The sequence below is a fragment of the Bartonella rattimassiliensis 15908 genome (assembly GCF_000278215.1).
Classification (GTDB): domain Bacteria; phylum Pseudomonadota; class Alphaproteobacteria; order Rhizobiales; family Rhizobiaceae; genus Bartonella; species Bartonella rattimassiliensis.
The window spans coordinates 50224-62638 of the sequence record NZ_JH725065.1 but is presented as its reverse complement, the minus strand read 5'-3'; the positions used below and the strand labels follow the sequence as shown (position 1 = coordinate 62638).

General features: G+C 37.7%; 9 protein-coding genes and 3 pseudogenes. 3 read left to right on the top strand and 9 right to left on the bottom strand.

Going from position 1 to position 12415, the window contains the following annotated elements:
* Positions 1-41: 41 nt before the first annotated feature.
* A complete protein-coding gene (cyoE, locus tag MCY_RS03220; RefSeq protein WP_007346935.1) occupies positions 42-977 on the bottom strand; it encodes a heme o synthase in 936 nt (311 codons plus the stop codon).
* A 411-nt stretch (positions 978-1388) separates the two neighbouring features.
* Here cyoE and MCY_RS03215 point away from each other — a divergent pair, with 411 nt between their 5' ends.
* The 3 genes and pseudogenes from MCY_RS03215 to MCY_RS03205 all read left to right on the top strand — a co-directional run bounded on the left by MCY_RS03215 (position 1389) and on the right by MCY_RS03205 (position 5051).
* A complete protein-coding gene (locus MCY_RS03215) occupies positions 1389-1928 on the top strand; it encodes an invasion associated locus B family protein (protein WP_007346934.1) in 540 nt (179 codons plus the stop codon).
* A gap of 110 nt (positions 1929-2038) precedes the next feature.
* The gene (gene tldD / locus MCY_RS03210; RefSeq protein WP_007346933.1) at positions 2039-3454 is read left to right on the top strand and encodes a metalloprotease TldD; all 1416 of its coding nucleotides are present in this window, start codon (positions 2039-2041) and stop codon (positions 3452-3454) included.
* 438 nt (positions 3455-3892) lie between these two features.
* Positions 3893-5051: pseudogene (locus MCY_RS03205) on the top strand (tyrosine-type recombinase/integrase).
* A 269-nt stretch (positions 5052-5320) separates the two neighbouring features.
* On the opposite strand, the pseudogene MCY_RS03195 reads toward MCY_RS03205, so the two are convergent.
* The 8 genes and pseudogenes from MCY_RS03195 to aroC all read right to left on the bottom strand — a co-directional run.
* Positions 5321-6033 (bottom strand): annotated as a pseudogene (locus MCY_RS03195) (class I SAM-dependent RNA methyltransferase); the annotation flags it as partial.
* Between the two features lie 34 nt (positions 6034-6067).
* Positions 6068-6278, bottom strand: a pseudogene (locus MCY_RS09935) (integrase); the annotation flags it as partial.
* Positions 6279-6753: 475 nt separating this feature from the next.
* Positions 6754-6984: a hypothetical protein gene (locus MCY_RS08845; protein ID WP_026087998.1), complete on the bottom strand. Its 231-nt coding sequence runs from the start codon at positions 6982-6984 to the stop codon at positions 6754-6756.
* The gene (locus tag MCY_RS03185; protein ID WP_007346928.1) at positions 6965-7708 is read right to left on the bottom strand and encodes a TlyA family RNA methyltransferase; all 744 of its coding nucleotides are present in this window, start codon (positions 7706-7708) and stop codon (positions 6965-6967) included. The genes MCY_RS08845 and MCY_RS03185 overlap by 20 nt, the downstream gene beginning before the upstream one ends.
* Positions 7709-7724: 16 nt before the next feature.
* Entirely contained in the window at positions 7725-9632 is a 1908-nt protein-coding gene (dxs, locus tag MCY_RS03180) for a 1-deoxy-D-xylulose-5-phosphate synthase (protein WP_007346927.1), read from the bottom strand.
* Between the two features lie 228 nt (positions 9633-9860).
* Positions 9861-10115, bottom strand: a complete 255-nt coding sequence (locus tag MCY_RS03175) for an exodeoxyribonuclease VII small subunit (RefSeq protein ID WP_007346926.1) — start codon at positions 10113-10115, stop codon at positions 9861-9863.
* A gap of 7 nt (positions 10116-10122) precedes the next feature.
* The gene (gene ribB, locus MCY_RS03170; protein WP_007346925.1) at positions 10123-11226 is read right to left on the bottom strand and encodes a 3,4-dihydroxy-2-butanone-4-phosphate synthase; all 1104 of its coding nucleotides are present in this window, start codon (positions 11224-11226) and stop codon (positions 10123-10125) included.
* 15 nt (positions 11227-11241) lie between these two features.
* Positions 11242-12330, bottom strand: coding sequence for a chorismate synthase (aroC, locus tag MCY_RS03165; protein ID WP_007346924.1), 1089 nt, complete (start codon positions 12328-12330; stop codon positions 11242-11244).
* Between the last annotated feature and the right edge of the window lie 85 nt (positions 12331-12415).

Genomic DNA, 12415 nt, shown 5'->3' with positions numbered 1-12415 from the left:
GCAAAAAAGCTCTTTAAAATTTTCTCTTTCATTTCATACGACTAAAGAGCGATAAAATACCAAACAAGATATTCAATCAAAAGAACTCCAAAGATACCCGCCAAATAAAGTAACGAAAAGAAAAACAGTTTTTTTGCCATCAAAACAGTTTCATCATGCGTATCAGCCTTCCATAAACGATAGGCAAAATAAACAAAAATAATGCTTAAAACTGTCGAAAAAACACCATAGGAAATACCCCCAAGACCAGTAAAGAAAGGGGCTGCAGCGCATAGTGCCATCAAAATAGTATAAAATAAAATCTGTTTTTTTGTTGAGTATTCGCCTCGTACATTAGGCATCATAGGAATACCTGCAGCCTCATAATCAAGAGATGAAAATAAAGAGAGAGCCCAAAAATGAGGAGGAGTCCACATAAAAATGATTAAAAATAATAAAAAACTATCAATACTCACTGTCCCTGTTGTCACGACCCATCCAATCATTGGGGGGAAAGCCCCAGAAGCGCCACCAATAACAATATTTTGTGGTGTAATACGCTTGAGCCAAATCGTGTAGATAACAACATAAAAGAAAATTGTGAAAGCAAGAAAAAATGCTGCAAACCAATTAATGAAGCTCCCCATAACCAATACCGAAAGCATAGAAAGAACCATACCGAAAATAAATGCCTTTCGAGGACTGATTTTACCCATAGGAATGGGACGCTTTTTAGTCCGTTCCATTACGGAATCAATATCAGCATCGTACCACATATTAAGTGCCCCCGCACCGCCACCGCCAACAGCAACACATAAAATTGCTAAAAAACCATACAATGGATTGATAGAAACAGGAGCCACCATTAAACCAACCAGAGCTGTAAAAACGACAAGAGACATAACACGTGGCTTTAATAATGTGATATAATCACCAATACTGGATTTTGGTGGCGTTGACTTATCATTCGCAACCGATAACTCTCCTGAAACTGACATTCCACTCAAAGTCCTTTTCCATTTCTGTCATTCACAAACCAAGATTATCTCACTAAATATTAACTCGCATACGGGAATGACCAATTAAGACCAATCGTATTTTTGAGAAGATATGAGTCCATCTTGTAGGTATCTACTCAAAACAGATAAAAATATTTGTAACAAAAATACACTTTTTCAATCAATATTTACATTGCAAATGTATCATAAAAATGTATCCTAACAAAGATCATAAAGTCATGCTAAAATTTATCTCCGATAAAATGCTATTTTTTTTATTTTCCTTTATTTTTGTATATGGATTAATATATTCGGGTAAATATTGGCTTTGTGGTATAATACATGTGGAGAATTAATTTTTTTATACAAATCTATGTATGATTATGTGTGTTGAATTGAATAGGATTTTCTGTGATATTTTGTAAATTTTTCAAAAAAACTTTTTTTATTGGTGCTGTTTTTTACACGCTTTATAGCAGTTTTATTAATCATGCTTTTGCACAAACATCTTATGCGCAAAATGTTCCTGCTCCACAAACTTATGGCGCATGGACAAAAGTTTGTTCTCTACCACCAGGGACACCTAATATGCAGTGTGAAGTTGTACAAAACGTTCATACACAAGGTCGTCATGATATTACACTCCGCATTACATTTTATAAACTTCCTCAAAAGCAAGGGGCTTTGATGCGTGTTTTTGTTCCGATTCGCGTTGAATTACGTCCCGGAATTGGAATTAAAATTGATGATAAAAATATGGGCAGAATGGAATATCGCCGTTGCCTTGGTGATAATTGTGTTGCTGAAGCTCTTCTTAAAGAAGATATATTACAGCTCTTTTTAAAAGGAAAAATGGCAACCTATTTTATCTTTACAACTCCTGAACAAGGAATTGGGGGCCTCGTTGACCTTCATGGTCTTGGCGATGCCTATGCAACTTTGCCCACGTGAATGAAATTAATACACATTGGATGATTAAAATCTCCTCGTATATTTTTGAGAGATTCTTAAATTAGATCAATAAAAATTTTCTAAAGCCCCCAGTAAATAGGATAATTCTTATGAAATCGCTGATTGATCATTTTGATATTGCTTCCTCTAAAGTGCAATCACTCGTACAGGAAACACTTCATCATGCTGATGATGGCGAACTTTACCTCGAGTATACAGAAAGCGAAGCCCTTTTATTTGATAATGGACAACTTAAAAACGGCTCTTTCCATCAAGATATGGGGTTTGGTTTACGTGTCGTTGCTGGAGAAGCGACTGGATATGCACATTCTAATGAATTATCAGCTGCTGCACTCAAACGTGCTTGTGAAGCAGCTAAAGCTGTTACCTATAATAATCATGCCGGATCTTATAGTATAGCTCCTCACCAAACAAATAAGAGACTTTATCAGCCGCATAATCCCCTTGATGCACCATCGTTTGAAGAAAAAAGTGCTCTTTTGCAAAAAATTGATGCTTATTTACGAGCAAAAAATGATAAATTGCATCAAGTGACTGTTTCTCTTTCTGGCTCATTACAACATGTTGAAATTTTACGGGCAGATGGATATTTAGTTCGTGATATTCGTCCGCTTGTGCGCCTTTCTATATCTGTGGTCGCCGCTGAAGGCAATCGACGTGAAAATGGTTTTTATGGATGTGGGGGACGACAAGCATTTGATCAATTTATTTGTGAAAACAATTGGAAACAAGCCGCTGATGAAGCCTTACGTATGGCTTTAGTAAATTTAGAAGCAGAAGCAGCACCAGCAGGAACATTTGATGTTGTCTTAGCCAATGGATGGCCTGGAGTTATGCTCCATGAAGCCGTAGGTCATGGTTTAGAAGGTGATTTTAATCGTAAAAAAATTTCTGCTTTTTCTGAACTTTTGGGCCAACAGATTGCCGCAAAAGGTGTTACAGTTGTTGATGATGGAACAATTCCACAATGCCGTGGCTCTCTCTCGATCGATGATGAAGGGACCCCTTCAGGATATAATATTCTTATTGAAGATGGAAAGCTTGTTGGTTTTATGCAGGACAGGCTTAATGCACGGCTTATGGGAGGTAAATCAACAGGAAATGGACGGCGTGAATCCTATGCACATGCCCCAATGCCACGAATGACCAATACAATCATGCTAGGAGGAGATAAAACACCTGAAGAAATCCTTTCATCACTTAAAAGTGGTATCTATGCTGTCTCATTTGGCGGAGGACAAGTTGATATTACTTCTGGCAAATTCGTCTTTGAATGTACTGAAGCATATCAAGTGAAGAATGGCAAAATTGTAGCCCCCATAAAAGGTGCAACCCTTATTGGAAATGGACCGGATGCTATGAAACGCATCACAATGATTGGAAATGATAGTAAACTAGATAATGGTATTGGTATATGCGGAAAAGCAGGACAAAACATTCCTGTTGGTGTTGGACAACCTCATCTGCGAATCAATAATATGACAATCGGTGGAACTGCGCTTTAAAGGGATAAGCTTTCTCATTCCTGCCTAATATTGCTCCCTTCTCATCTATTAAAATGATTTATGAGAGAGGAGCTTTTTTTGATATAAGGCATTGTTTATAAATATAATCTAACGTTATTCAACTTAAATGAGAACCTTGATACCGTAGGATTTTCTTATTTGCAATCTGTGTATGTTGAATCAATAAAATCAATTGGTTTATATGTTACAAGTGGAGAAAACCTTATGGGATGAAACTGTATAAAAACATGCCTCTTATGAAAGATCTAAGATATTGATTTATAATAATTAACTGTTTTGTATATTGAATGAGAACCTCGAATAACGTAAGATTCTCTCATTTTAAATCTGTTTATCTTGAATCAATCAAAATCATTCGCTTGCACATCACAAGCGAGATGAGTATGTGGATAAAATTTGTATAAGAAAGGAATAAAAATGGTCCTTATGAACCGTCTTAATGCAAAGGCTGTCGCAACATTGGGAGCTGGCAAATATAATGATGGTGCTGGCTTATTACTTCATAAGCGTAAAGATGGAGGTGCTCAATGGCTTTATCGTTATACCATTCATGGTCGACGCCGTGAAATGGGTTTGGGTGCCTTAAGAGATGTTTCTTTAAAACAAGCTCGTGAAACTGCAACAAAATGGCGCTCTGTTCTACGTGAAGGGCGTGACCCCATTGAAGAACGTAATAAACAAAAGCGTGAAGCAATAAGCAATCTCCATTATTTAAAAGATATTGCCGTAGATACTTTTGAAAATCGTAAAGCTGAATTAAAAGATGATAAAAAGGCTGAGGATTGGTTTTCACCTTTCAAACTTCATATTCTCCCCAAATTAGGCTGTCTACCCGTTTCAGAGATTACCCAAACAAAAATACGCAATACCCTTGCCCCTATTTGGCATACAAAAGCTAAGACAGCAAAAAAAGCGCTAAACTGTCTCAATATTTGTCTCAAGCATGCGGCTACATTAGGATTGAATGTTGATTTACAAGCAGTAACAAAAGCACAAACTCTCTTAGGAAAACAACGCCTTAAAGTCAAAAATTTACCTGCAATGGATTAGGAAAAAGTAGCTGCTTTTTTATAAAAACACTTTGCCAAACAACAGCTATAACACAACTGGCTTTGCATTTGCTTATTCCAACAGGAGTCCGTAGCACTCCTTTGCGTCATATTCATAAAGACCAAATTTATAATGATATATAGACTATCCCTGCTGAAAATATGAAAGGCAAGCGCAATGCTATAACAGAGTTTCGCGTTCCCTTATCAACAGAATCACTAAAAGTAATTGAACAAGCCCGCTGTATCTCTAAAGTGATTTCATCTTTTCTTTTTCTAGTCAAGCTCCTATTTCACCTATAGTTATAGCAAAATATATGAAAAAAATTGGATTGGACTTGAATCCTGTACTCATGGATTTCGCTCTAGTTTACGCGATTTGCTCGCTGAAACAATTGATGTCCCTTATGAGATCATTGAAACCATTCTACATCATACAGTGGAGGACAAGTAGAGATGCCTATCGTTGTACTGATTATCTAAAACAGCACTATATCTTAATGTCTCAAATCCAAAAGCTATCATGACATTGGAAGATGGAAAAATAATGGTAGCACCAACTTGTTCAGATATATCCTCAAACATACCTTTTTCGTAATATGTTAGTCTTTTATGTAGAGTCACACTGCCTGTTTCACAATAAAAAAAGTTTAAAGTAAAAACATTGTCTACATTCAGTGCTCTTAAATTCAATGAAAAAAAGATTATTAGTGTGATAAATTTTAGAGAAATTTTTATAATAATACCCAAGTAAACCTTTTTTAAAAAAACTCCATGGTATTAAAAAATTTTTAAGCTAAAGTTTCCAACCCTCCTTCTTTTTATTTTTGCTCAAAACAGCAACAATTTCAACATGGAGATACCATAAAAATTGATCAATTGGTGTGATTTTTTCTATGGTATATCCCCCTGCAACAAGCAGAGATAAATCACGCGCAATTGTCGTAGGATTAACATAAAATTGCCACGACATGTGATACTGTTGCCTTCGGCCAGTTCATAGACTTGCTTCTCTGCACCGGCACGAGGAGGATCAAAAACAGTACTCTCAAAACACTCAAGTCCCTTTACAGAAAGTGGATGGCGGAAAAGATCGCGCTTTTCACAAGTGACTGTTTTTAATCCAGTCAAAAAACGTGCTGCTGAATTTAGATTTCCTAATGCCACTTCATCATTTTCTACCGCATGAACATTCATCTTTTTAGCCACGCACAATGTAAATGTTCCTATTCCTGAAAACAAATCAAGAACATTTTTTTCTTTTTTTAAATGAATCAAAATAATATTACCCATTACATTTTTAGCTTCACAGGTTACTTGAAAAAAGCCGCCAGAAGACAATTAAACACAAACATCTCCAAAGTAAATCACCGTTTTTTCTTGTTCAATCAAAACTTCACCGTCAACAGATAAACGTGTAATTCCATATGAAAGAGCTGCACTGATCATAATTTTCTGACGAAATATTTCATGGTGTACAATACAGCCGCTTAAAGCAATCTCTAAACCAGTTTGGTCGCGTATTATTTAAAACAAAATGTCATTGCGTTGCCAATTCACGGGCTTTTTTTAAAGAGAGATGTCTTAATACATCCAATCCCATTTCATGACAGCGCCCGTGAATAGTATAACGATAAAGTCATTGAGCACCACTATTTTTATGCTTATGAAGAAGCAAGTTGGCACCATCATTATATTTACCAACTCTTAGGTAATTGCAACAGCCCTTGCATTAGACGGTTCATAAGAACCATTTTTAGTCCTTCCTTATACAATTTTTACCCACACGCCAATCTTGCTTGTGGTGTACAAGTAAATGATTTTGATTGATTCAAGATAAACAAATTTAAACTAAGAGAATCTTACGATATTCAGGTTTCTAATTTAATATGAATATCGATATATTATCTATATAAATCAATGTGTTATTGTAATATTAAACCGTTTGACAGAGCTGCTTAGAAAAGCACATAGCTCTCTGATATTATGCATCTGAGCAATAAATTCTGGATGGCTTACTGATCATTCCTAAAGAACCACAATCTCATAAGAAAGATAAGGGGTAAAACTAACTTTTTAACCCGATGAAGTCATGGATGTTGTTAGAATAATCCGCCGTCGGCTACAGGGCTTACATTCTATTAAAGGTGAAACAACACTATTAACTCCATACTTTCTAAGCGTATTAACAACTAATTGTCGTTTCTATACGTGATAAAAATTAGTATGCTAATGCTTAAGAGCATATCCTCCACATTTTTCAAAATGCTGACTAAAAGCATCCATGTGTTCTAGTAATTTTTCTTTTAATGCTATACATGTTGCATATTTTCCATGAATAATAGTTTTAGCACACTCCCCTGGTAAAGTAAAAAGCCGTACGGTGTCTTGGAAGTACCATAACCATTCGTTCCAATATGGCCAATTATGACATTGTAACTCACTGTTGCTTTTCTCCAAATAATAAATATTCCACATTGCCATCACTGCCTGTAATGGGAGAAGGAAGTAAATCTTTTGCATGCCACCCTATTTGAGTATCTAACCAGATAAAAAGCGCTTCAGCGATTTCTTTAGCACTTGATGGATTTAATATTCCTCCCTTACCAAGGTGCTTACGACCAACCTCAAACTGCGGTTTTACCAATAAAACAGCTTGAGCCCCTTTCTTAGCTAAAGATAAAACCGGCGGCAATGCAAGTTTGAGAGAAATAAAACTAACGTCAGAAACAATAAGATCAATTTCCCGTCCGCCTAAATGTTCCTGTTGAAAATCTCTAACATTTAATCCTTCTAATAACGTTACAGCACCGTTGCTCAATAAACGTGTATCAAATTGATAATGCCCAACATCAACAGCAATGACATGGGCCACTCCACGCTCTAAGAGAACTTGTGTAAAACCACCTGTTGATGCACCAACATCAATGGCTGTCACTTTATTCGTTACAATTGGAAATGCATCAAGTGCAGCAATCAATTTCAATGCTGCCCGTGATACATAATTCTGCGCTGGATCACAAACGGTAATCTCTGCATCAGCAAAAACGCTTTGCCCAGCTTTAAAAACTATTTCGCCATTAACTTTAACAGTTTTGCGCATAATAGCATCACGGGCACGTGAACGTGTCTTAAAAATTTTTTTTTCAATTAAAAGAATATCGAGCCTTTTTCTGGAAGCCATCTCATACTCGAATTTTCTATTCTACTCGAATCTTGCGCCCCAAAGTAGTAAAAACCGTGTTTAAAATACCTATAGCATCAAGTCCAACACGTGAAAGAACTTTTTCTGGTGAACCATGATTTAAATATTTATCAGGAAGTTTGAGTGTACGAACCTTTAAACCATGCTCTAAGAGTCCTTCTTGCGCTAAAAATTGTAATATGTGCGCTCCAAATCCACCAATTGCACCTTCTTCAATTGTCACCAATACTTCATGCTCATATGCCAAACGACGCATCAAATCCTTATCTAAAGGTTTCGCAAACCGTGCATCTGCAACCGTTGTAGATAATCCTTCAGCCTCCAATGCATCAGCAGCCTGCAATACTTCTGACATCCGCGCTCCAAAACAAACCAAAGCGATCCTATTTCCTTCACGCAGAATACGCCCTTTTCCAATTTCCAATAATTCACCACGTTGCGGTAAATCTATACCCATACCTTCACCGCGTGGATAACGAAAAGAAATGGGACCCTGATCATAAGCTGCAGCTGTACGCACCATATGCATCAGTTCAAGTTCATCAGAAGGTGCCATAACAATAAACTCAGGAAGAGTGGCCAAAAAAACAATATCAAAACTGCCAGCATGTGTTGCACCATCTGCCCCCACAAAACCAGCTCGGTCAATCGCAAAACGTACCGGTAATTTTTGAATTGATACATCATGGATAATCTGATCATAAGCACGCTGTAAAAAAGTAGAATAAATTGCAACAAAAGGCTTATACCCTTCACAAGCGAGTCCTGCAGCAAAAGTTACAGCATGTTGCTCAGCAATACCAACATCAAACATTTTTTCAGGAAATTTTTCTGCAAAAGAATCAAGACCTGTCCCTGTTGGCATCGCTGCTGTTATACCAATAATCTTATCATCATGACATGCTTCTTCTAATAAAGCTTTAGAAAATACCTTAGTATAGGATAAAATATTACTTGATACTTTAACCTGTTTTCCTGTCGTAATATCAAAACGATTAACACCATGATATTTATCAAACGATGCTTCTGCAGGTGGATATCCCTTTCCCTTATGGGTTATGACATGCACCAAAACTGGCCCCTTAGGACATTCACGAATATTTTTCAAAACAGGCAATAAATGCTCTAAATTGTGCCCATCTATTGGTCCAACGTAATAAAAACCAAGCTCATTAAATAAAGTTCCCCCAACCAAAAGACCACGTGCAATCCCCTCTGAACGACGTGCCTTATCCAAAAAAAACTTTGGCAATTTTTCGCTCAAAAGCTTTACCCGTTCACGCAAATGACGATAAGAAGGGCGAGAGACTAGTCGTGCAAGATGTGCACTCATAGCACCTGTCGGCGGTGCAATAGACATATCGTTATCATTAAGAACAACAATCAAGCGTGCATCCAAAGCGCCAGCGTTATTCATTGCTTCATAAGCCATTCCAGCAGACATTGCACCATCACCAATTACAGCAATAACATTGCGTCTTTTCTCTGCTCTCAAAGCACTCGCCACCGCCATGCCAAGACCCGCCGAAATAGAAGTAGACGAATGGCCCGCTCCAAATGGATCATACACACTTTCTGAACGTTTTGTAAAACCTGATAGTCCCCCCTCTTGACGTAATGTGCGAATTTTTTCTCTACGCCCCGTTAAAATCTTGTGCGGATAGGTTTGATGACCAACATCCCAAATAATCCTATCCTCCGGTGTATTAAAAACATAATGTAATGCAACAGTGAGCTCAACAACACCAAGTCCCGCCCCAAGATGACCACCTGTTACAGAAACCGCATCAATTGTTTCTGCTCGCAATTCATCAGCCAACTGTACCAAATCAGACTCAGGCAATGCCCGCAAATCCTGTGGAAAATGAACACGGTCAAGCAATGGTGTTAAGAGCTGAGACAAAAAAAATCCTTCCTATTATCTTAATTCAAGAGAATGCAATGATAAAAACATATCTTCTCTATTCTTTTATTTATAGTTTCCCATCTTTTTTATTGAAAAATGCTCTTCTCTAGTTTGAGATGATTGATGACTTTTCTCATTTTTAACTTATGTTATAAAACTTGTCTCCTATAAACTAAGATTATTGCATCTCCTAGCCCCACAATAAATATCCCGAAATATTTATTATTATTGAGCATCAAGTGGTTCTACTCCTTCTGGAGAACCTTCCTCTGAAAGCTGAATCTTTTCAACTTTAGCCTCAGCAACCCTCAAGAGTTTTTCACAATGTCTTTTAAGCGCTTCACCACGTTCATAAATATCAATGGATTGTTCCAAAGGCACATCACCACGTTCCAAATTTTCAACAATAACTTCAAGTTGCTTAAGTGCTTGCTCAAAGCTTAAAGTCGTAATATCCCCCTCTTGTATCTCTTTTTTCATAGGAACCTCACACAATATCTGTTTTGGATATACGAATCCCAAAACCTTCTAAATCTATAGAATGGCGCTCTTTAGCAATATAAAGAATGACAGAGCGTATTCCTAAATATTTCAAAATTTGTGCCCCTAAACCAATTTTGCGCCATTCTTCTTCGCGTTCAATTGCTTGCACATGGTTTTCTGAAGTGTCTCTTACCATGTTTTGAATGCCGATAGTTGATTGTATAATAGATCCTTCACGCAAATAAATAAATACGCCACGTTTTTCTTTTTCCATCATACACTGCATCGTCACCATGATATCTGAAGCTTGATACAAAACGTCATTTATAATGTTTTCATGATGAAAATGCACAGGTATACCCTCGCCATCATGGATATCACCAAAAATAATTGCCATATGCTGAACAGCTTCCCAAGGCAATTGATAACTTTGAACAATAGTGGAACCCACAGCTGTTTCAATAGCCATTTCTCCAACATACTTAATCAATATTTCTTTTCGCTGGCGGTAAGCAATCAAATCTGCAACCGTTATGATATGCAATCGATGTTCTTGTGAAAACTTCGTAATCTGATTACCATGTTTGACGCTTCCATCATCATTGACTAACTCACCGATAACACCAACCGGCGGTAAACCAGCTAATTTACATAAATCAACAGCTGCTTCCGTGTGACCTGAACGCATAAGAACTCCCTCTTCATGCGCAATCAAAGGAAAAATATGTCCAGGACAAACAAAATCGTTTGGACCAGCACTCGAACGAGCAAGATTACGTACCGTTAATGTACGATCGCGCGCTGAAATCCCCGTTGTTATTCCGTGTTTAAGATCAACAGTAACAGTAAATTGCGTCCCATGTGCAGAATTATTATCTCGTACCATAGGAGCAAGATTAAACCGTTGTGCTTCTTTTTTAGACATAGGAGTACACACAATACCCGTCGTGTGACGCAGGATAAATGCCATCTTTTCTTCTGTACAATGAACTGCAGCAACAATTAAATCACCCTCATTTTCACGATCATCATCATCTGTCACCACAATAATTTCACCGCGTTCAAAAGCTTTAAGTGCAGAAACAATTTTTTCTTCATCATATGCCATTATTCACCTTCTCACTCACCCAACTTGACCGCGATGTCTTAAGTAATGGTCAGCAATAGCACAAGCAACCATTGCCTCGCCAACAGGAACAGCACGAATTCCAACACATGGATCATGGCGTCCCTTCGTTATAACGTCTACATCATGACCATCAACATCAATAGAGCGACGAGGTGTTAAAATTGATGAAGTAGGCTTGACAGCAAAACGGGCAACAATTGGCTGTCCACTCGATATTCCCCCTAAAATACCACCAGCATGATTGGATAAAAAAAGTGGTTTCCCATCATTTCCCATCCGCATTTCATCGGCATTTTCTTCTCCTCTCAAGTGGGCTGCCGCAAAACCATCACCAATTTCAACACCTTTTACCGCATTAATCGACATAAGTAAGGACGCAATGTCCTGATCAAGTTTTGCGTAAATAGGGGCTCCTAAACCTGCCGGAACATTTTCGGCAATGATCTCAACAACAGCACCAACGGATGTACCATCTTTACGGAGTTTATTAATATAATCACTAAAAATGTAAACCATCTCTGCATCAGGTGTAAAAAAAGGATTATTATCAATCTCTGACCAATCCCAACGATCGCGGTTAATATTATGGGGACCAATTGCTATCACTGCTCCTCGTACAACCAAACCAGGAACAATTTTACGTGCAAATGCACCAGCCGCAACACGCGCTGCTGTCTCGCGTGCTGAAGCACGACCTCCCCCTCGAAAATCACGAATGCCATATTTAACATCATACGTATAATCTGCATGACCAGGACGATACTGATGAGCGATTGCTCCATAATCTTTAGAGCGTTGATCCGTACTTCGAATCAACAGAGAAATTGGTGTGCCTGTTGTAACTAATGTTATTCCATCTTCCTGAGAAACAACTCCTGAAAGGATTTCTACTTGATCTTGTTCTTGGCGCTGCGTTGTATAGAGAGATTGCCCTGGTCTCCGTTTATCAAGATAAGCTTGAACTTCTGCAAGAGTAAAAACAATTCCAGGAGGACAACCATCAATGACACAACCAAGAGCAACACCATGACTTTCACCCCATGTTGTTACACGAAACAAATGACCAAATGTATTATGCGACATGAAAAAAGACCCGTTTCTCTGTTAAATATATGCAACGACAATATTTGTTAAGCTATACACAAGATAGCCCTTTGCTCAAAAATAC

Bases quoted from the DNA above. Each gene is read 5' to 3' on its own strand.
- cyoE (WP_007346935.1), bottom strand. From the start codon at position 977: ATGTCAGTTTCAGGAGAGTTATCGGTTGCGAATGATAAGTCAACGCCA.
- tldD (WP_007346933.1), top strand. From the start codon at position 2,039: ATGAAATCGCTGATTGATCATTTTGATATTGCTTCCTCTAAAGTGCAA.
- MCY_RS03185 (WP_007346928.1), bottom strand. From the start codon at position 7,708: ATGGCTTCCAGAAAAAGGCTCGATATTCTTTTAATTGAAAAAAAAATT.
- MCY_RS03175 (WP_007346926.1), bottom strand. From the start codon at position 10,115: ATGAAAAAAGAGATACAAGAGGGGGATATTACGACTTTAAGCTTTGAG.
- ribB (WP_007346925.1), bottom strand. From the start codon at position 11,226: ATGGCATATGATGAAGAAAAAATTGTTTCTGCACTTAAAGCTTTTGAA.
- aroC (WP_007346924.1), bottom strand. From the start codon at position 12,330: ATGTCGCATAATACATTTGGTCATTTGTTTCGTGTAACAACATGGGGT.